This is a genomic window from Amorphus orientalis (assembly GCF_030814015.1).
Lineage (GTDB): Bacteria > Pseudomonadota > Alphaproteobacteria > Rhizobiales > Amorphaceae > Amorphus > Amorphus orientalis.
In genome coordinates, this window is record NZ_JAUSUL010000002.1 from 530165 (window position 1) to 551261 (window position 21097).

The 21097-nt window shown below is 66.8% G+C and carries 20 protein-coding genes; 9 read left to right on the forward strand and 11 right to left on the reverse strand.

The window, feature by feature from the left end:
- Positions 1-42: 42 nt before the first annotated feature.
- Positions 43-465, reverse strand: a complete 423-nt coding sequence (locus J2S73_RS10260; RefSeq protein WP_306885429.1) for a L,D-transpeptidase — start codon at positions 463-465, stop codon at positions 43-45.
- Between the two features lie 329 nt (positions 466-794).
- On the opposite strand from J2S73_RS10260, the gene J2S73_RS10265 reads away from it, so the two are divergent.
- From J2S73_RS10265 to der, 4 genes are all read left to right on the forward strand, one after another.
- The gene (locus J2S73_RS10265; RefSeq protein WP_306885430.1) at positions 795-1379 is read left to right on the forward strand and encodes an NnrU family protein; all 585 of its coding nucleotides are present in this window, start codon (positions 795-797) and stop codon (positions 1377-1379) included.
- Between the two features lie 153 nt (positions 1380-1532).
- Positions 1533-2279 carry a tetratricopeptide repeat protein gene (locus tag J2S73_RS10270; RefSeq protein WP_306885431.1) on the forward strand — a complete coding sequence of 249 codons (747 nt, stop codon included), beginning with the start codon at positions 1533-1535 and terminating at the stop codon, positions 2277-2279.
- Entirely contained in the window at positions 2276-3628 is a 1353-nt protein-coding gene (locus tag J2S73_RS10275; RefSeq protein ID WP_306885432.1) for a PQQ-like beta-propeller repeat protein, read from the forward strand. The genes J2S73_RS10270 and J2S73_RS10275 overlap by 4 nt, the downstream gene beginning before the upstream one ends.
- 6 nt (positions 3629-3634) lie before the next feature.
- Positions 3635-5056, forward strand: coding sequence for a ribosome biogenesis GTPase Der (gene der, locus J2S73_RS10280; RefSeq protein ID WP_306885433.1), 1422 nt, complete (start codon positions 3635-3637; stop codon positions 5054-5056).
- Between the two features lie 435 nt (positions 5057-5491).
- Here der and J2S73_RS10285 read toward each other — a convergent pair whose 3' ends face one another.
- The 10 genes from J2S73_RS10285 to rpsF all read right to left on the reverse strand — a co-directional run bounded on the left by J2S73_RS10285 (position 5492) and on the right by rpsF (position 15768).
- Positions 5492-6256 (reverse strand): SDR family NAD(P)-dependent oxidoreductase, encoded by a 765-nt coding sequence (locus J2S73_RS10285; protein WP_306885434.1) that lies wholly within the window; start codon positions 6254-6256, stop codon positions 5492-5494.
- 2 nt (positions 6257-6258) lie between these two features.
- Entirely contained in the window at positions 6259-7746 is a 1488-nt protein-coding gene (gene purF, locus J2S73_RS10290) for an amidophosphoribosyltransferase (RefSeq protein ID WP_306885435.1), read from the reverse strand.
- Between the two features lie 65 nt (positions 7747-7811).
- The gene (locus J2S73_RS10295; RefSeq protein WP_306885436.1) at positions 7812-8507 is read right to left on the reverse strand and encodes a CvpA family protein; all 696 of its coding nucleotides are present in this window, start codon (positions 8505-8507) and stop codon (positions 7812-7814) included.
- A 7-nt stretch (positions 8508-8514) separates the two neighbouring features.
- Complete coding sequence (radA, locus tag J2S73_RS10300) at positions 8515-9996, reverse strand: DNA repair protein RadA (protein WP_306885437.1); 1482 nt, start codon at positions 9994-9996, stop codon at positions 8515-8517.
- A complete protein-coding gene (alr, locus tag J2S73_RS10305; protein ID WP_306885438.1) occupies positions 9996-11144 on the reverse strand; it encodes an alanine racemase in 1149 nt (382 codons plus the stop codon). Before alr ends, radA begins: the two co-directional genes overlap by 1 nt.
- A 107-nt stretch (positions 11145-11251) precedes the next feature.
- Positions 11252-12739, reverse strand: coding sequence for a replicative DNA helicase (locus J2S73_RS10310; protein ID WP_306885439.1), 1488 nt, complete (start codon positions 12737-12739; stop codon positions 11252-11254).
- A 229-nt stretch (positions 12740-12968) separates the two neighbouring features.
- On the reverse strand, positions 12969-14222 hold the full coding sequence (locus tag J2S73_RS10315; RefSeq protein WP_306885440.1) for a cyclopropane fatty acid synthase: 1254 nt from the start codon (positions 14220-14222) through the stop codon (positions 12969-12971).
- Positions 14223-14340: 118 nt separating this feature from the next.
- Entirely contained in the window at positions 14341-14943 is a 603-nt protein-coding gene (gene rplI, locus J2S73_RS10320) for a 50S ribosomal protein L9 (protein WP_306885441.1), read from the reverse strand.
- 130 nt (positions 14944-15073) lie between these two features.
- Positions 15074-15322, reverse strand: a complete 249-nt coding sequence (gene rpsR, locus J2S73_RS10325; RefSeq protein ID WP_306885442.1) for a 30S ribosomal protein S18 — start codon at positions 15320-15322, stop codon at positions 15074-15076.
- A complete protein-coding gene (rpsF, locus tag J2S73_RS10330) occupies positions 15319-15768 on the reverse strand; it encodes a 30S ribosomal protein S6 (protein WP_306885443.1) in 450 nt (149 codons plus the stop codon). Before rpsF ends, rpsR begins: the two co-directional genes overlap by 4 nt.
- A 379-nt stretch (positions 15769-16147) precedes the next feature.
- On the opposite strand from rpsF, the gene fabD reads away from it, so the two are divergent.
- The 5 genes from fabD to mltG all read left to right on the forward strand — a co-directional run bounded on the left by fabD (position 16148) and on the right by mltG (position 21036).
- Positions 16148-17110, forward strand: a complete 963-nt coding sequence (gene fabD, locus J2S73_RS10335) for an ACP S-malonyltransferase (protein ID WP_306885444.1) — start codon at positions 16148-16150, stop codon at positions 17108-17110.
- A gap of 5 nt (positions 17111-17115) precedes the next feature.
- Positions 17116-17853 (forward strand): 3-oxoacyl-[acyl-carrier-protein] reductase, encoded by a 738-nt coding sequence (gene fabG, locus J2S73_RS10340; RefSeq protein ID WP_306885445.1) that lies wholly within the window; start codon positions 17116-17118, stop codon positions 17851-17853.
- 264 nt (positions 17854-18117) lie between these two features.
- Entirely contained in the window at positions 18118-18354 is a 237-nt protein-coding gene (locus tag J2S73_RS10345; RefSeq protein ID WP_018697873.1) for an acyl carrier protein, read from the forward strand.
- Positions 18355-18446: 92 nt separating this feature from the next.
- The gene (gene fabF / locus J2S73_RS10350; protein WP_306885446.1) at positions 18447-19712 is read left to right on the forward strand and encodes a beta-ketoacyl-ACP synthase II; all 1266 of its coding nucleotides are present in this window, start codon (positions 18447-18449) and stop codon (positions 19710-19712) included.
- Positions 19713-19863: 151 nt separating this feature from the next.
- Complete coding sequence (gene mltG, locus J2S73_RS10355; protein WP_306885447.1) at positions 19864-21036, forward strand: endolytic transglycosylase MltG; 1173 nt, start codon at positions 19864-19866, stop codon at positions 21034-21036.
- The last annotated feature ends 61 nt before the right edge of the window (positions 21037-21097 follow it).

The following is a 21097-nucleotide window of genomic DNA, read 5'->3' on the forward strand; positions in this document are numbered from 1 at the left end:
TGACCGGCAAATGGTGCAACATATCCGAACAGGATCAGCCGCTTACCAGCGGATTCGGATCCGCGTGTTACCCGGGCCGTTGGCGTTGACGAGATCGTAGAGCGCCTTGGCATTGGACGGATGCAGGCGGATGCAGCCGTGCGAGGCGGGTCGGCCGAGCGACTTGATCGCGGTCGTGCCATGGATCGCGTAGCCGCCGTAAAAGAAGATCGAGTTGGGCATCGGCGAGTTGTTGTACTTGCGCGAATAGTAGCGCCTGTACATGCGGGTCGGCCTGAACGAGCCGGTGGGTGTGCGGTAGCCCTTGCGAGCCGTCGAGACCGGCCAGGTGTGGATGTGCTTCTTGCCCACGGAGACGTACATGCGCTGGTCGGAGAGGTCGATCGTCGCCGTGACCGTCGCCGCCGTCGCGTCGCTCAGCGCCATTGTCCAAGCCGCAGCGACAAGCAGTCCTGCGACAAGCATCTGTTGCATCCGTGCCGTAAACCCCGTGATCCGCCCCGTCATCGCCAACCCCTGATCGTGCCGAGCCGTCCTGTCTGCCATAGCAGATGGCCGAAAGCTGCCGGTCAGAATATCCCGGCCTCGACAGTGGCGCGACTCAGGACAATTGCGCAGTTCTGGGTTGATGGTCCGGCCATGAGGACGCGCTTCGGGCGCGGTGGATGGTCGCGGCGGCGGCTCGCGTATGGCAACACTGGAATCATGTGAAAGAGAACGGCAAACTCCCGTCGACGTCCGGCGCGGGAGGGGCAGGTCCGCCGCATGCGTCCGGGCCAGCAGGGAGCGGATTTATGTGGATCTTCGTCGCCGGGGTCGTGGTCTTTTTCGCAACCCATCTGCTGCCGACCGCGCCCGCCTTGCGGGAGCGTTTCGTTGCCCGGCTCGGCGACAACGGCTACCGGGGCCTTTATTCGCTGGTCGCCTTCGTCGGCCTGGTGATGATCATCTGGGGGTACGGCGAATGGCGCACCGCCGGGCCGGCCGTTCTGTACGTCCCGCCGCTCTGGACGCGGCATCTCACGATGCTTCTGATGCTGCCGGTTTTCGTGCTTCTGATCGCCGCTTACGCGCCCGGACGCATCAAGGCGCGCACGAAGCACCCGATGATCCTGGCGGTGAAGATCTGGGCGTTCGCCCATCTGCTGGCGAACGGGGATGCGGCGTCGGTGGCGCTGTTCGGAGCGTTCCTCGCCTGGGGCGTGATCGACCGGATCTCGCTGAAACGCCGGACACCGGCGGCCACGGGTGGCGGTGCCGCGGTCGTCAACGGAAGTGCCCGGAACGATCTGATTGCGATCGTCGGCGGTCTCCTTGTTTACGCCCTGTTTGTCTGGAAGGTGCACACGTGGTTGATTGGGGTCCCGGTCCTGATGTGACCCGGAGCGGCGTTCTGCGGCTCCGATTTCCAATCGCAAGCGAGATTCCGGCTTGAATGGCTTGGCCAGACGCGCGGAACGCGTTACACGGCGCGGCCGGGACGCTGGCAGCACAACAGGGGCCGCAGACCACGCGGTGAGGATCGACGATCAATGACCGACATCTTTCAGGAGGTCGAGGAAGACATCCGTCGCGAACGGATGAAATCCCTCTGGGACCGGTTTGGCTGGGTCATCATCCTGGTCGCCGTTCTGATCGTGGCGGTGACCGCGGGTTATAACGGCTACACCTATTTCAAGACCCGGGCAGAGCAGGCCGCCGGTGACGAGTTCCTGGCGGCGCTGGACATGGCGGCCGACGGGCGCAATGCGGCCGCCGCCGAGGCCCTCACCGAGTTCGCTGACGGCGCGCCGGGCGGCTATCCGGTGCTGGCCCGGTTCAGGGCGGCCAGCGAGCAGGCGCTCGCCGGCAATACCGAGGCGGCCGTTTCCGGCTTCGATGCGCTGGCCAACGATGCCAGCCTCTCGAATCGCCAGCGCGATCTTGCACGGGTCCGGGCCGGCTATGTCCTTCTCAACGGCGGTGACCGGACGGCGGTGGCCGACCGGGTCACGCCGGTCGCTTCGACGGCGGGACCCTGGCAGAACACGGCACGCGAGATCCTCGGCCTGGCCGCCTATCAGGCGCGCGACTACGACGCGGCCCAGAAATGGTTCGATGAGATCGATGCCGACGCAGCCACGACCCAGGACCTGCGCGGCCGGGTCCAGTTGATGAAAGAGCTGATCGCTTCGGAGCGGGCCACCCCCGCCGCAGCGGACGCGAATGACGTGAGTAACGCGGGCGCACCTGCCGACGAGACGGCTTCGGCCGGTGCCGAAGGCGAGGTGAGCGAATGACGGTGCGGTTCGGCGGCGTAGTCGGCCTCGCGGCAGTGCTTGTCCTGTCGGGTTGCGGGTCGGTAGGCGATACCGTTTCCTCCATCAATCCGTTCCACAAGAAGGACACCATCCTTCCCGGCGAACGGTCGAACGTGTTTCAGAGCCAGGATGCCCCGGACGAAGCGAACGTGACCGGCACGGCTGTCTCGATCGGCTCGGCGAGCGCGATGCCGGACTGGCCGGCTGCCGGCGGCGATGCCCGCAACAATCCGGGCCATGTGAGCTATTCCGGGAGCGGCGGACGGGCCTGGCGCGCCAGCATCGGCGGCGGCGGCGGCTCGATCATGCAGTTCGCCAACGAATCCCAGCGCATTTCCGCCCGGCCCGTGGTCGGCGGCGGCTTCGTCATCGTCTATTCGCCCGATGCCACCGTGACGGCCCTGTCGCTGTCCAGCGGCGGCCGGGCATGGTCGACGAACCTCCGACCGGAGAAGGAGCGCGACGTCGCCACCGGCGGCGGCGCGGCGATCGACGGCGGCAAGGTGTTCGTGGCCACCGGTTACGGCACCATCGCGGCCCTGGACCTCAATTCCGGCAACGTGATCTGGCAGGAACCGCTCGACGTTCCGGCCCGTGGGTCGCCGACGGCATCCGGCGGCAAGGTCTTCGTCGTCAACCAGTCGAACGAGGTCGTTGCGGTCAACCAGTCGGACGGCAGCGCGCTTTGGACCTATCGCGGCATTCCGGAGAAGGCCGGCCTGCTGACCACGGCCAACCCGGCGGTGTCGGGCGACACCGTCGTGGTGCCGATGAGCTCCGGCGAGGTGATGGCGCTGTCGATTTCCGAGGGGCAGCCGAAGTGGATCGACTCGGTGACCCGGTCGACGCGGACCCTGGCCGTGGCCGGCCTGACGGACGTGTCGGGCAGCCCGGTGATCGACGGCAACACGGTGTTCGCTGCCGGCGTCGGCGGGCGGACCATCGCCGTCAGCCTGGCGAACGGGGAGCGGATCTGGGAACAGAACATCGGCAGCGCTTCGACGCCGATCGTGTCGGGCAACGGCGTGTTCGTGATCGATCTGGACGGCCGCATGGTGGCGCTTGAGCGCTCCAGCGGCAAGATTGCGTGGCGCACTGCGCTCCCGCAGCCGGGCGGCAAGCGCAAGCAGGCCTGGAACGGGCCCGTTCTCGCCGGCAACTCGCTGTGGGCGATCTCCAGCGGCGGCGACCTCGTGTCGGTCAACCCGGCCGATGGCGCGATCCGCGCCCAGGTCGAGCCCGCCAGCCATGGCTACACCTCGCCGGTCGTGGCATCGGGGACGTTCGTCTTCGTGTCGGACGCCGGTGAAATCTCGGCACTGAGGTAATCGCGCATGGACTCGGGCGGGACAATGGCCCGGGTGGCGATCGTGGGTCGCCCCAACGTGGGCAAATCGACCCTCTTCAACCGGCTGATCGGCAAGCGGCTCGCCCTTGTCGACGACACGCCGGGCGTGACCCGCGACCGCCGGGAAGGGCAGGCGCGGATCGCCGATCTACGCTTCACCGTCATCGATACGGCGGGGCTCGAGGACGCCGGACCTCAGAGCCTCGAGGGCCGGATGCGCGAGCAGACGGACCTGGCAATCGCCGCCGCCGACGTGATCCTGTTCGTGATCGACGCGCGCGCGGGTGTGATGCCGGCCGACCAGGCCTATGGCGAGCTTCTGCGGCGCTCGTCCCATCCCGTCATCGTGCTCGCCAACAAGGCCGAGGGCCGCGCGGGCGACATGGCCGCGATGGAGGCCTATTCCCTCGGCCTCGGCGAGCCGATCACCTTTTCGGCCGAGCACGGGCAGGGCCTCGATGCGCTCTACGATATGCTCAAGGCGGCGATCGACGCCCTTGCGAGCAAGGATCCCGCTGCCGATGCGACCGAAGACGGCACTCCCGATCCGGACGCGCCGGAGACCGACGCCCCGGCGGAGGACGAGGAAGGCCCCGGCCGCACCCGTCCGGTCCAGGTAGCGGTCGTCGGGCGACCCAATGCCGGCAAATCGACGCTGATCAACCGCCTGCTCGGCGAGGAGCGGATGCTGACCGGCCCGGAAGCCGGCATCACGCGCGATTCCATTGCGGTCGACTGGGAGTGGCGGGGCAGGGCATTCCGGCTGATCGATACTGCCGGCATGCGCAGGAAGGCAAAGGTTCAGGAAAAGCTGGAGCGCATGTCGGTCGGGGAATCGATCCGTGCGCTCAAGTTCGCCGAGGTGGTCGTCGTCACCATCGACGCCACCGTGCCGTTCGAGAAGCAGGACCTCCACATCATCGATCTGGTCGTGCGCGAAGGCCGCGCGATGGTGATCGCACTGGACAAGTGGGACCTGGTGAAGGACCCCGAAGGGACCCTGAAGGCGCTCCGGGAAATGGCCACCCGGCTTCTGCCGCAGATCCGCGGCGTGCAGATGATCCCCGTCTCGGGCCTTACCGGACGCGGCCTGGACCGGCTTCTGGAGGCCGTCGTGAAGTCGGTGGAGAGCTGGTCGACCCGGGTGTCGACAGGCAGGCTGAACCGCTGGTTCCATGACGCCATTACGCGCCATCCGCCGCCGGCGGTGAGCGGGCGCCGCATCAAGCTGCGCTACATCACCCAGGCAAAGACCCGGCCGCCGCACTTCATCGCGTTCTGCTCGATGCCGGAAGAGATGCCGGAAGCCTACAAGCGCTATCTGATCAACGGTCTGCGCGACACGTTCGATCTCGGCGGCGTGCCGATCCGGCTGACCCTGCGCAAGGGCGACAATCCATACGCCTGAAGCAAATCCCAGGAAAAGTGGGCACCGGTTTTCCGTCCGGGATTTGCGGAGAGAAAAGCCAGGTCTTCTCCGCTCACGCGCGTTCGCTGCGCTCACCGCTGCGCGGGCGCGGCCTTTTTTCGCTCACGCCAGCTCACTTCGTTCGCGGCTCCGCGAGGGCGCCCTGACCGGGCGGCGCGCGGTCGCGCGCTGATTAGCAAAGCCAGCGAAAGTGGGAACCGGTTTCGCGTCCGGCTTTGCGGAGCAAGAAACCAATCCCAGGAAAAGTGGGCACCGGTTTTCCGTCCGGGATTTGCGGGTAGAAGCTGCACCCGCCCCATGTCCCGCTCATTCCGGCGAAAGCCGGAATCCAGGGCCATACGGTCGGCGTGGGAGAAAACCGCACTGGACCCCGGCTTTCGCCGGGATGAGCGGATACCGAGACCCGTCGTCAGCTCAGGCCAGACCGATCGTGCGCTGGCTCGGCAGAACGCCGTCGTCGGCCATCTTGCGGGCGAGGGAGATCGTCTCGCCGTTGGCGTCGCACTCGGGCGTCAGAAGCGCGAGGATCGCTTGCGCGTGGCCGCTCGGCGGCGCCACGGTCTCCGGGTCCTCGCCGGGATAGGCGCGGGCGCGGAACTGGGTGCGGGTCGGGCCGGGGTCGACCAGATTGGCGCGCACGCTCGTGTGGGCGATCTCGTTGGCGTAGGTCTTCACCAGTGCATCCAGACCGGCCTTGGAGGCCGCCAGGGCACCCCAGAACGGCTCCGCCGTGTGCGCATGGTCGGAAGTCAGGAATACGGCCCGGCCGGCCTCCGATTGGCGCAGCAGCGGATCAAGCGAGCGGATCAGGCGCCAGTTGGCGGTCAGATTGGTGCCGATGACCTGATCCCACACCTTCGGAGGAATGTGGCCCATCGGCGAGAGCTGTCCGAGCATGCCGGCGTTTCCGACAAGGATGTCGAGACGTCCGAAGCGCTCGTAGATCGCGCCACCGAGACGGTCGAGGGCGTCGTAGTCGGTGACGTCGATCGGCACGAGGGTGGCGGATTCGCCGCCCTTGGCCTGGATCGCGTCGTCCAGTTCCTCGAGCGCTCCCACCGTGCGGCCAACGGCCACGACGTGCGCGCCGGCAGCGCCCAGCGCTTCGGCGACGCTCCAGCCGATCCCGCGGGTTGCCCCGGTGACGACGGCCACGCGGCCGGCAAACGATCCGGCCATGATCACACCACCGCCAGCAGGGACAGCTGGGAATCGGTCCGGTTTTCCTGGTGGTCGGTCAGCCGGGTCGGATAGTCGCCGGTGAAGCAGGCATCGCAGAACTGGGGCCGGTCGTTGCGGCGGGCGTCCTCGCCCGCGGCCCGGTACAGCCCGTCGATCGACAGGAAGGCGAGGCTGTCCACCTTGATGTAGCGGGCGAGCTCCTCGAGGCTCATCCGGGCGGCGATCAGCTTGGATTTCTCCGGGGTGTCGACGCCGTAGAAGCAAGAATCCGTCGTCGGCGGGCTGGCGATCCGCATGTGGACCTCCGCCGCGCCGGCCTCGCGCACCATTTCCACGATCTTGAGAGAGGTGGTGCCGCGCACGATGGAATCGTCCACCAGGATGATGCGCTTGCCCTCCAGCACCTCGCGGTTGGCGTTGTGCTTCAGCCGGACGCCCATGTGACGGATGGCGTCGGTCGGCTGGATGAAGGTCCTGCCGACATAGTGGTTGCGGATGATGCCGAGGTCGAACGGGATGCCGGCGGCCTGGGCGAAGCCGATGGCCGCGGGCGTCCCGGAATCGGGCACGGGCACGACGATGTCCGCCTCGACCGGAGATTCGCGGGCGAGTTCCGCGCCGATCTGCTTGCGCACGTCGTAGACGTTCTTGTTCGACACGATCGAATCCGGCCGGGCGAAATAGACGTACTCGAACACGCAGAACCGGGCCGGGTTCTCGCCGAACGGCTTCAGGGATTCGATCCCCTTCTCGGTGATGACGACGATCTCGCCGGGCTCGATGTTGCGCACGAAGCGGGCGCCGATGATGTCGAGGGCGCAGGTCTCGGAGGTCAGCACGTAGGCGCCGTCCAGGTCGCCGAGGACCAGCGGCCGTACGCCCTGGGGGTCGCGGGCGCCGACCAGCTTCTTCTCCGTCAGACCGACGATCGCATAGGCGCCTTCGATCTGGCGCAGCGCATCGATGAAGCGGTCGATGAACGGCTTCTTCGCGCTGGTCGCCACCAGATGCAGCAGGGTTTCGGTGTCCGAGGTGGATTGGAAGATCGACCCGCGCTCGCGCAGCTGGCGCGTCAGCGAACGGGCGTTGGTGATGTTGCCGTTGTGGGCGACGGCGAAGCCGCCGCCGGCGAACTCGGCGAACAGCGGCTGGATGTTCTGCAGGCCCGACCCGCCGGCCGTCGGATACCGGTTGTGGCCGATCGCGTTGTTGCCGGGGAGGCGGGCGATGACGTGCGGCTTGGAGAAGTTATCGCCGACCAGGCCCGAATGGCGCTCGCTGTGGAAGTGCGAGCCGTCGTAGGTGACGATGCCCGCCGCGTCCTGGCCCCGGTGCTGCAGGGCGTGCAGCCCGAGGGCGGCAAGTGCTGCGGCGTCGGAATGGCCGAACACGCCGAACACGCCGCACTCGTCGTGGAAGTGATCGTCGTCGAGGCCGTCGACGTCACCTGCGGACTGCTGGGCTACTGAATCATAGAGACGGGGCATGCATTCGCTTCCGAGCTCGCGTGACCCCCCGACCGCCTCTCATAAAGGGACGAAACCCGCCAACGTCAATTGGCGGGCGGGGTCGATTCGCTGTTTGTCTGGCCCTGGGGCGCCGTTTCGCCGCCATTGGCGTTGCCTTCGCCAGTGGATTCGATCAGCTGATCCATCTGGCTGCGTTCCTGGTTGCCGTAATCCGGCGCGGTCCGGGTCGGGGCCGTGGCGTTGTCGTCGGTGGGCGCTCCGCTCTCGCGCTGCTGCACCGCTTCGCGGAACGTCGCTTCCGGATCTTCCGGCAGCGCGGCCAGGAGGCGGTTGCTGAGATTGGTCAGCGTCGGACGCGAGGCCGATTGCACCACCCAGGTCGGCTGATTGCGCTCAGGCACCAGCCAGTTGAAGAAGATCAGCGCGACCACGATGAGAAGCACGCCGCGGGCGGCCCCGAACAGGAAGCCGAGGAAGCGGTCGACGAAACCGGCGCGGCTGTCGACCACGAAATCGGAGATCTTCATCGTGATGAAGCTCACCACGATCAGGGTAATGAAGAAGATCACCGCCGCGGACACGGCGAGCGCGATCGTCGGCTGGGATATGTAGTCCTGGACGATCGGAACGAGATCGTCGTGGAAGAGATAGGCCACGACCGCGGCGACCACCCAGGCGGCGATCGACAGGACTTCGCGCACGAAGCCGCGGATCATGGCCAACAGGGCTGAGATGATGACGATGGCAAGTACGAGCCCGTCGAAGACGGTAAAGGACATCGCTTGATTACCTCATGCTCCCATGCCGCGATGCGCGGCGCCCCTCCGGATCGCTCGATCGACCTGCAGGCGGGCTGGAGTCGGTGTCGTCCGCCGCCCCGCGAAGCCGGTCGAGATCCGCCCCTTCGAAGACCCGACCCAGAAGGTCGTTGAGGCCGCCGATGGCGACAGTCCGCAACCCTTTCGGCGAATCCGCCGTCACCGCTTCGGGAACCACTGCCTGGCCGAACCCCAGTTTCTCCGCTTCCTTCAGGCGACCCGCCGCGTGCGCGACCGACCGAACGCGACCGGACAGACTGACTTCGCCGAAATAGACGCAATCACTGGGCAGGGCAAGTCCGGCCAGAGAGGAGACGAGGGCGGCCGCCACGGCAAGGTCGGCGGCGGGCTCGGTGATGCGCAAGCCGCCGGCCACGGCGAGATAGACGTCGGAGCCGGCGAGACGGACGCCGCATCGCGCTTCGAGAACCGCGATGACCATCGCAAGCCGGTTGGAATCCCAGCCCACCACGGCCCGGCGCGGCGTTCCGAGGCTGGAGGGCGCGACCAGGGCCTGGATCTCCACCAGCAGCGGCCGGGTGCCTTCCATGCCGGCGAAGACCGCCGCGCCGGGGCTCGCGGTGTCGCGCTCGCCGAGGAAGAGCTGGGACGGATTGTCCACTTCCTTCAGCCCCGACCCGGTCATCTCGAACACGCCGATCTCGTCGGTCGGGCCGAATCGGTTCTTGGTGGCCCGCAGAAGCCGGAACGAGTGACTGCCGTCGCCCTCGAAGGTGATCACCGCGTCGACCATGTGCTCGACGACGCGGGGGCCCGCGAGCTGGCCGTCCTTGGTGACGTGGCCGACCAGCACGACCGTGGCTCCGGACGTCTTGGCGTAGCGGATCAGGGCCTGGGCGCTGGCGCGGACCTGGGAGACGGTGCCGGGGGCTGCTTCCGCGATCGAGGTGTAGAGCGTCTGGATGGAATCGATGATGACCAGCGCCGGCCGCGGCCCCGACGACAGCGTCGCCAGAATGTCCTCCACGCTGGTTTCCGCCGCCAGCGCCACAGGTGCGGCGGTGACCGAGAGCCGGTCGGCGCGCAGCCGCACCTGGGCGATCGCCTCCTCGCCGGAGATGTAGACCACCGGATCGCCGCCCATGGCCACGCGTGCGGCCGCCTGAAGCAGGAGGGTCGACTTGCCGATGCCGGGATCGCCGCCGACGAGCAGCACCGAACCGGGTACGAAACCGCCTCCGGTGACCCGGTCGAGTTCGCCGATGCCGGTTTCGAGCCGCGGCGGCTCGTCGTCGCTGCCGGCGAGGCTCTGGAGCTGGACGCGCCGGCCCTTGACCGACGGCGCCTTGCCGGTGCCGGCCAGGATCGGGTCGGCTCCGACCTCTTCGACGATCGAGTTCCAGGCGCCGCAGGCGTCGCACTTACCGGCCCAGCGGCCGGTGACGGCGCCGCACTCCTGGCAGACGAAGCGGGGTGCGCGCTTGGCCATCAGGCGAGGTCCAGGCCGACATAGCGCCGCGCGTAGCGGCGCGAGAGATCGGTGAGGTACTCGTAGCCGATTGTACCGGCCGCTCCGGCCACCTCGTCGAGGGGCACGTGGCGGCCCAACAGCTCGATCCAGGCGCCGCGATGCATGATCCGATCCGGCACAGCGCTGACGTCGAGGGCGATCAGGTCCATGGAGACGCGGCCGATGAAGGGCAGGCGGTGTCCGGCGATCCAGCCGTACGCCCCCGGCGCACCGTCAGCGCTGCCGGCGGCCCGCAGGAAGCCGTCGGCATATCCGACCGAGACCACCGCCACACGGGTCGGCTCATGGACCGTCTGGGCGGCGCCGTAGCCGACGGTGTCGCCGGGCGCCACCTCGCGGACCTGAAGCACCCGGGCTTCCAGGGTGGCGACCGGCGCCATCGGGTTTTCCACGCCGTTGCGGCACGCGCCGCCGTACAGCGCGATCCCGGGCCGGACTAGGTCGAAATGGTAGGCCGGACCGTTCAGCACGCCGGCGGAATTGGCGAGCGAGGCAGGGACCTCCGGAAACAGCTCGCGCGCCTTGGAAAACCTTTGGAGCTGCTGCTCGTTCAGCGGGTGGTCCGGGCTGTCTCCACAGGCCAGATGGCTGATCAAGAGCTTCGGCGCGACGCCGGGCGGCATCTCCACGCCGGCGCATGCCTGGGCCTCGTCGAGGGTCATGCCCAGCCGGTTCATGCCGGTATCCACGTGGATCGCCGCCGGAAGTTCGCGCTCAACGGCGCGCGCATGGCGGCTCCAGTCCTCCACCTCCCCGGGGCTGCCGAGCACCGGAATGAGCTTGGCCTCGCAATAGTCCGCCTCCGCGCCGCGGAACAGGCCGTTGAGGACGTAGACGGTCGCGCCGGGAAGGACTTCGCGCAGGCGCATGCCTTCCTCCGGCAACGCCACGAAGAAGGTGCCACAGCCGGCGGACCACAGTGCGTCGACCGCCCGTTCCAGGCCGATCCCGTAGCCGTCGCCCTTCACGACGGCGGCGCACTGTGCGGTCTGGGCGGTGTCGCGCAGCATGCGCCAGTTGGAGGCGAGCGCGGCCAAGTCGATGGTCAGCCGGGCGCCGGCATGCTGCTCTCTCGGGTGGGCGGGGGAGAAAGGGCTGCGGAACACCGGTGCTGGATCCTGAATTGTCGCGCCACGAACGCCGGGCCCGTGGCCGTCGATGAATTTGCTGTCTGCTCCGATGACCTGACCGGAGCAGCCTGCCTGCGCGCTGCCTAGTCGTGCCGTTCGGGAAGATGGTCGTCGGGAGCAAGGCTGGAGAACCGGGTGACGTCGGAATCGAACTGCAGGTTGACGGTGCCCGTCGGGCCGTGACGCTGCTTGCCCACAATGACTTCGGCGCGGCCGGCGACCTGCTCCATCTGTGCCTGCCACTCGAAGAACTCTTCCGTCCCTTCCTTCGGCTTGCGGCTCTGCAGATAGTACTCCTCGCGGAACACGAACATCACCACGTCCGCGTCCTGCTCGATGGAACCCGATTCGCGCAAGTCCGCAAGCTGCGGCCGTTTGTCTTCGCGGGCTTCCACCTGACGCGAGAGCTGGGAGAGGGCCAGGACCGGAACGGCGAGCTCCTTGGCGAGCGCTTTCAGCCCGGTGGTGATTTCGGTGATCTCCTGAACACGGCTGTCGGAGGCGCGCTTGCCGGATCCCTGCAGGAGCTGGAGGTAGTCGATCACCAGCACGTCGAGACCGCGCTGGCGCTTCAGGCGCCGCGCCCGGGCGGCGAGCTGGCCGATGGTGAGACCGCCCGACTGGTCGATATAGAGCGGCAGCGTCCGCATTTCCTGGGCGGTGGCGGCGAGGCGGGCGAACTGCTCCTCGTCGATGGCGCCGCGCCGGATCAGCGAGGAGGAGACGCCCGACTGCTCGGCCAGGATACGGGTGGCGAGCTGCTCGGACGACATTTCCAGCGAGAAGAAGCCGACGATGCCGCCGTCGATCGTCTTCATGGTCCCGTCCGGCTGTTCCTCCGCCTTGTGGGCCCGCGCGATGTTGAAGGCGATGTTGGTCGCCAGCGAGGTTTTGCCCATGGCCGGGCGGCCGGCGAGGATGATCAGGTCGGACGACTGCAGGCCGCCGACCTGCCGGTCGAGATCGACCAGCCCGGTCGCGATGCCGGAGAGGTGGCCGGAGCGTTCGAACGCCGCCGCCGCCATGTCGACGGCCGCGGTCACGGCGTCGGAGAAGGTCGAGAAGCCGCCCTCGAACCGGCCGCTTTCCGCCAGCGAGAACAGCTTGCGCTCCACCTCCTCGATCTGATGGCGGGGCGTCGCGTCGATCGGCGAATCGTAGGCGAGATTGACCATGTCCTCGCCGATGACGATCAGCGAACGCCGCAGGGCGAGATCCATCAGCGTGCGGCCGTAGTCTTCCGCGTTGATGATCGTGGTCGCATCCGCGGCGAGGCGCAGCAGATACTGGGTGATCGGTATATCGCCGACCTTGGCATCGGCGGGGAAGAACGTCTTCACCGTGATCGGCGAGGCGACCTTGCCCGCCCGGATCAGCTGGGACGTCTTCTCGTAGATCTGCCGGTGCTGATCGATGAAGAAGTGGGTCGGCTCCAGGAAGTCCGTGACCCGGTAGAACGTCTCGTTGTTGACGAGAATGGCGCCCAGAAGCTGCCGCTCGATCTCCACATTGTGGGGGGAGGAGCGGGTATCGGCGGTCTCGCTTGTGATCGAAAGGGCCGACGTGGCCATCGGTTCGCTCCGTCCCGTTCAGGGTCGCCCAAAGACGTCCGGCACCGTGCCCGTAATGGGCGCGCTTTCGAGGCCGGATCATGACACGAAGGCGGCGAGGATCAGGCCCCGGCCGCACGCTTACGCTTAGCGACTCTTCAACGCCAAGGGGAGGGGGAGGGCCTCGTCGCCCCCGCTATCCACGGCCTCGTGCAGTGTGCCGCGATTCGGACTTGACCGGCGAACCGGCCTACTCGCCGGCTTCCTGAAGCCGAACCGCAGTCCCGTCGATCCCGCGCAGACGGTTTTCGGTCTCCACCATGTAGTTGCGGGTGAGCGGCAGGGCCTCCTGATCTTTGGTGATCTGGATCTGGAAGACCATCATGTCCTGATAGCGGAATGCCGTCTCCGAGCCCGCCAGATAGAATTCCCACATCCGGCAGAACCGCTCGTCGTAAAGCGCCTTGGCCTCCTCGCGCCGCGCCATGAAGCGCTCGCGCCAGGCCCGCAGCGTGTCGGCGTAGTGGAGCCGAAGGATCTCGATGTCGGTGATCTTCAGACCGGCGGACTCGATCACGGGGATCACTTCCGACAGCGCCGGGATGTAGCCGCCCGGGAAAATGTATTTGTCGATCCAGGAGTTGGTGTCTCCGGGTCCGTCGAAACGGCCGATCGAATGGAGCAGCATGACCCCGTCGTCGGTCAGAAGATCCCGGCACTTGCGGAAATACTCCGGGAAATAGCCGACGCCGACGTGCTCGAACATGCCGACCGACACGATGCGGTCGAATGGTCCGTCAAGGTTGCGATAGTCCTTGAGGTGGAACTGGGCGCGATCGGCGAGGCCCGCTTCGGAGGCACGTGCGTTGGCCCGCTCGTGCTGCTCGGTGGACAGCGTGACGCCGGTCACGTCGGCATTCAGATTGCGGGCGAGATAGAGCCCCATTCCGCCCCAGCCACAGCCGATATCCAGGACCTTCATGTCCGGCTCGATGGCCAGCTTGGCGGCGATGTGCCGCTTCTTGGCGAGCTGGGCGTCGTCGAGGTCCGCGTCGGCCGTCTCGAAATAGGCGCAGGAATATTGCCAGTCCTCGTCGAGGAAGAGGCGATAGAGGTCGCCCGACAGATCGTAGTGATGGGCGACGTTGGAGCGGGAACGGGTCAGCGTGTTGTTCTGACGGAGCCGGCGGGTGAGATAGCGATAGGTCTCTTCGGCCTTTATCCACCAGGCCGGCCGGTCCAGCCCCGCGTTGGACAGGACCACGGCCAGAAAATCGTAGATCGAGCCCTCGTCCATGACGAGCGACCCGTCCATGTAGCACTCGCCGACCTTGAGCCCGGGATTGAGAATGCAGCTGCGCTCGGCCTTCGGGTCCGTGAAGCGTACCTGCACCAAGTCTCCGGTGCCGTCGCCGAAGGCTTGAACCTTGCCTTCGGCATCGACGATCTTGAGATTTCCCGCCTTCACGACTCTCGACAGGAAGGTTTTCAGAAGCCGGTCCATACTGCGCCCCGTCGCGGATCCAGTAGATGGGAGCGTCCGCGACTCTCCGTTTCAACTGGCGCCATCGTAAGCAAAGGACCGCGCGCGGCTCAAGCGCGCGGTCACCGGTCCGTGAAGATCAGCTAAGTTCCTGGTCCGCTGTGTCTTCTGCGTCAGTCTCTGCGGTCTCGCCTTCGGCCAGATCGCCCTCGCTCTCCTCGTCTTCCTCCTCCTCGAAGGTGAAGTACTCGTCGCGGGAGAGAACGTTTTCGCCGCGGGCCTGACGCTCGGCCTCGTCCTGGGAACGGGCGACGTTCATGGTCACGGTGACGGCGACTTCCGGGTGAAGCCGGATGGAGACTTCATGAATGCCCAGCGCCTTGATCGGCTGGTGCATCTCGACCTGGTTGCGGCCGATCGTGAAGCCGTTCTCCGTCAGGATCTCGGAAATGTCGCGGGTCGACACCGAGCCGTAGAGCTGGCCCGTCTCGCCGGCCTGGCGAATGGTGATGAAGCTCTCGCCGTTGAGGCTCTCGCCGACCTTCTCCGCTTCCTGGCGGCGTTCGAGGTTCTTGGCCTCGAGCTGGACGCGCTCGCGCTCGAAGCGCTTGCGGTTGTCGTCGTTGGCGCGAAGGGCCTTGCCCTGGGGAAGCAGGAAGTTGCGCGCGAAGCCGTCGCGCACGCGCACGGTCTCGCCCATCTGGCCGAGCTTGGGAATGCGCTCCAGGAGAATGACCTGCATTGTTCAGTTCCTTTCCATCTGTCCCGCGATCTGGGAGCGGTTAGAGGCCGGTCGCATCGGCGCCGGCCCCAAAGGACTGACCCCCGGCCGACAAGGACCGGGGGTCAGCAATTTCAAAAGGCGCGTGGCCTTATTTGATCACGTACGGCAGCAGGCCTAGGAAGCGGGCGCGCTTGATCGCGCGTGCCAGCTCGCGCTGCTTCTTCGCCGAAACGGCGGTGATGCGCGAGGGAACGATCTTGCCGCGCTCGGACACGTAGCGCTGCAGGAGCTTCACGTCCTTGTAGTCGATCTTCGGCGCGTTGACGCCGGAGAACGGACAGGTCTTGCGACGGCGGAAGAAAGGCCGCCGGGTCGGAAGCTGGGCGATATCGATCATTGTGCACCTCCGCGACGCTCGCCGCGATCACCGCGGTCTCCACGATCACCCCGGTCCGGACGGTCGCCCCGATCCGGGCGGTCGCCACGCTCGGGACGGTCGCCGCGACGGCGGTCATCGCGTTCGCGCTTCTGCTTCATGACGGACGGGCCGTCTTCGTGAGCCTCGACCTTCACCGTCAGATAACGGATCACGTCTTCGGAGAGCCGCATCTGACGCTCCATCTCGGCGATGGCCGCCGGCGGGGCATCGAGATCCATCAGGGCGTAGTGCGCCTTGCGGTTCTTCTTGACGCGGTAGGAGAGATTCTTGAGGCCCCAGTTCTCGATCCGTCCGACGGATCCACCGTATTCCTCAATCACGGCCTTGTACTGTTCGACGAGACCGTCGACCTGCTGGCCGGAAATGTCCTGGCGTGCCAGGAACACATGCTCGTAAAGCGGCATGATGTGCCTTCCTCTGTTGCCCTTCACATCCGGCGCAAAGCCTCGTCGAAGCCTTCGGGAAAGGCGTTCGAATGCGCCTTCGCGAGCGGAAACACGGGAAAGCGGTTCCCGATGATGGGACCCTGCCTCGATCGGTCGACCACCGACCCAGGCTTTCCGTTCAGCTTCCAGCCGAATGTGATGTAGATCGGCGTATCTAGACGTTTCGGCGAAAAATGCAACGGGTTTGATCGGTTTTGGGTCTCGGCACTTGACAGGGTGCGATCGCGTCGTCTTTTTCCGGCCGCACGATTGATCCGTTCTTCATCGGCGGATGCACCTAACGAAACCCCGGCAAGCTTGCGCCGATCGCGCCTCCGGGAAGGATCGCCTGCTCAATATGACGATCGCATTCACGTTCCCTGGTCAGGGCAGCCAGTCCGTCGGTATGGGCCGAGAGCTCGCCGACGCGTATCCGGCCGCCGCTGCCGTTTTCGAGGAAGTCGACGAGGCCCTCGGCGAGAAGCTGTCCGCGATTGCGTGGGACGGCCCGATCGAGACGCTGACGTTGACGGCCAACGCCCAGCCGGCGCTGATGGCGGTCAGCCTTGCGGCGATGCGCGCGCTTGAGGCGGAAGGCATTTCGCTTGCCGATACGGCGGCCCTCGTCGCCGGCCATTCGCTTGGCGAATATTCCGCGCTCGCCGCGGCCGGTGCCGTCTCCGTCGCCGATGCCGCGCGGCTCCTGCGCCAGCGCGGCCTAGCCATGCAGGACGCCGTTCCGGTGGGCGAGGGTGCCATGGCGGCGCTGCTCGGCCTGGACCGTGAGGCCGCCGAAGCCGTGGTGGCCGATGCGGCGGAAGGTGACGTGCTGGCTGTGGCCAACGACAACGCCCCCGGCCAGGTCGTGGTGTCCGGCCACAAGGCCGCAGTCGAGCGCGCCATCGAGATCGCCAAGGAGCGCGGCGCAAAGCGCCCGATGCTGCTGCCGGTCTCCGCGCCGTTCCATTGTCCGCTGATGGCTCCTGCGGCCGACGTGATGGCCGACGCGCTGAAGTCCGTGTCGCTGCGCGCCCCGGTCGTGCCGGTGGTCGCCAATGTCCTGGCCGCGCCGATCAGCGAGCCGGACGAGATCCGCGCCCGGCTGGTCGAACAGGTCACCGGAAGCGTGCGCTGGCGCGAATCGGTGGAGTGGATGGCGGCGAACGGCGTTGACTGCGTCGCCGAAATCGGGTCCGGCAAGGTTCTGACTGGCCTTGCCAAGCGAATCGACCGAAGCCTCGAAGGCATTGCGGTCAATACGCCCGACGATGTGCGCACGTTCGCCGAACGTGTGCGGTCCCAAAGCGAAAAAGGCGCCTGAGCGACATGTTCGACCTTTCCGGCAAGACCGCGCTCGTCACGGGCGCAAGCGGCGGTATCGGCGGCGCGATCGCCCGGGCACTTCACGCCCAGGGTGCGAAGGTGGCGCTGTCCGGCACCCGGCGCGAGGCGCTGGACGCGCTGGCGGGCGAACTCGGCGACCGGGTGGCGGTGTGCCCGGCGGACCTGTCGGACCGGGAGAGCGTGGATGCGCTGGTGCCGGCCTGCGAAGAAGCGCTCGGAACCGTCGACATCCTCGTCAACAATGCCGGCATCACCCGGGACATGCTGGCGCTGCGGATGAAGAACGAGGACTGGGACCAGGTGCTCGAGGTCAACCTCTCGGTCGCCTTCCTGCTCTCGCGCGCCTGCCTGCGCACGATGATGCGTCAGCGCTCGGGCCGGATCATCAACATCACCTCGATCGTGGGCGTGACCGGCAACGCGGGGCAGGCGAATTACGCCGCCGCCAAGGCCGGCATGATCGGCATGACCAAGGCGCTCGCCAAGGAGGTCGCCACGCGCGGCGTCACGGTGAACGCGGTCGCGCCGGGCTTCATCGAAAGCCCGATGACGGATGCCCTGAACGACGAGCAGAAGAAATCGATTCTCTCCGCCGTGCCGGCCGGAACCCTCGGGCAGGGTTCCGACATCGCCGGCGGAGTGGTCTACCTGGCCAGCGACGAGGCTGGCTACGTCACCGGACAGACCCTCCACATCAATGGCGGGATGGTGATGATTTGACGTGATGAATGCGGGCCCAAGGGCCCGTCATTCCTGGGCCGCAGGGCCCGCGGCGCTTCTGGTCAAGCCATTGAAAGTGTGTTACCAACCGCCGCGCCCTGAGGACGGGCCGAGACAAGAACGCTACCGTGGCGGTCGCGACTGTCGAGGTCATTCGGTCCTGGATCTTCCGCTGGGTCTTTCCTAAGAGAAAACGACGCGGTCAACGAGAGGCCGGGACATCCCGGCAGGATAGTTTCGCCAAGCACAATCGAGGAACCGAGAATGAGCGACATCGCGGAACGGGTGAAGAAGATCGTCGTGGAGCACCTCGGCGTAGAGCCGGAGAAGGTCACGGAGAACGCCAGTTTCATTGACGACCTGGGGGCGGACAGCCTGGATACGGTCGAACTCGTCATGGCTTTCGAAGAAGAGTTCGCCGTTGAAATTCCGGACGACGCGGCCGAGACCATTCTCACGGTCGGCGACGCCGTGAAGTTCCTCGAGAAGAACACCCAGTAAGAGCGCCGACCCGTCCGTCGGCCCTTGGCGATCAGGGGCCGAAGGACGCGGAGGCAGAGAGCCAACGACAAGCGAGAGGCGGCAGCCATTTGATGAGACGCGTGGTGGTAACGGGGCTGGGAACGGTGAACCCGCTGGGATGCGGGGTTGAAGCGGCCTGGGCCAACGCGTTGAGTGGCAAGAGTGGCGCCTCGCGCGTCGAGCACGTCGACGTGTCCGATATCGCTTGTCAGATCGCCTGCCAGATTCCGCGGGGCGACGGCTCAAACGGTACCTTCAATCCGGACGACTGGATGGAGGTTAAGGAACGCCGCAAGGTGGATGACTTCATCGTCTTCGCCATGGCGGCAGCCGAGCAGGCCCTTTCGGACGCCGACTGGAAGCCGACGTCCTACGAGGACCAGATCAAGACCGGTGTCCTGATCGGGTCCGGCATCGGCGGCCTGATGGGGATCGAGGACGGAGCGATGACGCTCCGCGACCGCGGTCCGCGCCGGCTTTCTCCCTTTTTCATTCCCGGCCGCCTGATCAATCTGGCGTCCGGCTACGTGTCGATCCGCTACGGCCTCAAGGGGCCGAACCATGCGGTCGTCACCGCCTGTTCGACCGGCGCGCACGCGATCGGCGATGCCGCGCGTCTGATCGCGCTGGAAGATGCGGACGTGATGGTGGCCGGCGGCTCGGAATCGCCGATCGGCCGGCTGGCGCTCGCCGGCTTCTCCGCCTGCCGCGCTCTGTCCACACATTTCAACGACAGCCCGGAAAAAGGGTCGCGTCCCTATGACCGCGACCGCGACGGCTTCGTCATGGGCGAGGGCGCCGGCATCGTGGTGCTCGAGGAATACGAGCACGCCAAGGCGCGCGGCGCGAAGATCTACGGTGAGGTCATCGGCTACGGCCTGTCCGGCGACGCCTATCACATCACCGCGCCGTCGGAAGACGGTGACGGCGCCTACCGCTGCATGTCCGCGGCCTTGAAGCGGGCCGGGGTCACGCCGTCGGAGATCGATTATATCAACGCGCACGGCACCTCGACGCCGATGGGCGACGAGATCGAGCTGGGCGCGGTCGAGCGGCTGATGGGCAACGCCGCCGGCGACCTGACCATGTCGTCGACCAAATCGGTGACAGGACATCTGCTCGGAGCGGCCGGCGCGGTCGAAGCCATCTTCTCCCTGCTCGCGATTCGCGATAACAAGATTCCGCCGACGATCAACCTGGACAATCCCTCGGTCGAGACGCCCATCGATCTCGCCCCCCACGTCGCCGTGGAACGGGAAGTGAATGTCGCCCTGTCGAACTCGTTCGGCTTCGGCGGCACCAACGCTTCGCTCGTGTTCCGGCGGGTGGACGGCTGACGGAGCCCGGGGCCGCCGTTCGCGGCCTCGATTTAGGCTCGATCGGGTGTGACTTTGCCGTCGCCACGGGCTGGTGGTCTGGCGTAGATCGAGGATTGTCTGCACGCATTCGCGGTTCGTCGGCCGCGGAGCCGCCGATCGGGAAATCAGGATGAACAAGGACGCATCGAATAAGTCCGGACCGGGTGATCGAAACCGGCCGCGGCCTGTCGCTGCGCGACCCTCGCCGCGCAGTCCGCGCGAGGCGCTTCAGCCGGAACTCGCGCCGCCGCCGCCGCCGAAGGTGCGCTCGCGGCAGGCACGGCATCCGGTCGTGATCGTGCTGAATTTCTTCCTCACCCTCGGGCTCGTCGCCGCGCTTGCCGCCGCCGCCGGCCTCTACTGGAGCCGGGCGGAGTTCCTGGCCCCGGGGCCGGCCGCTTCGGACGCGAATTTCGTGGTCGCGGAGGGCAGCTCGGTGGAGAACATTGCGGCCCAGATGGAAGAGCGGGGGATCATTTCCAACCGCTGGATCTTCGTCGGTGCGTCGCAGATGCTGAACACCGCCACCAAGATCAAGGCGGGCGAGTACCTGATCCCGGCGCATTCCAGCATGGAGCAGGTGATGGAGCGCCTCGTGGAAGGTCGCTCCATCCAGCACGCGGTGACCATTCCCGAAGGCCTGACCAGCGCCCAGATCGTGAGCCGTCTGAACGAAGATCCGATCCTGGTGGGCGACATCGACGTCATTCCGGCGGAAGGCAGCCTGCTTCCGGAAACCTACAAGTTCACCCGTGGCACCTCCCGTATGGAGATGCTGGAGCGCATGCAGCGGGCCCACGAGAAAGTTCTCGACGAGGCGTGGGAGCGGCGTGTCGACGACCTGCCGATCGACAGCAAGGACGACGTCGTCACGCTGGCGTCGATCGTGGAGAAGGAGACCGGCCGGGCCGATGAGCGCAACCGGGTGGCCGGAGTGTTCCTGAACCGGCTCCAGCGCGGAATGAAGCTGCAGTCGGATCCGACCATTCTCTACGGGCTGTATGGCGGCGAAGCCTGGGAACAGGCCCGGACGATCTACCGCTCCGACCTGGAACGGCCGAACGCCTACAACACCTATCAGATCGACGGATTGCCGCCCGGGCCGATCGCCAATCCGGGCCGCGCCGCGATCGAGGCGGTCACCAATCCGTCGCGCACCGACGACCTTTATTTCGTCGCCGACGGCTCCGGTGGTCACGCGTTCGCCGAGACCTACGCCGAGCATCAGCGCAACGTCGCCCGCTGGCGCGAGATCGAGGCGGAGCGGGCGAACAGCGGCGGCTCCGAATCGCAGGCGAACTAGGCATGGCGTTTGAGATCCGCACGGTGGCCCGCGGGGCGCAGCTTCGCGTGTCCACCGGGGC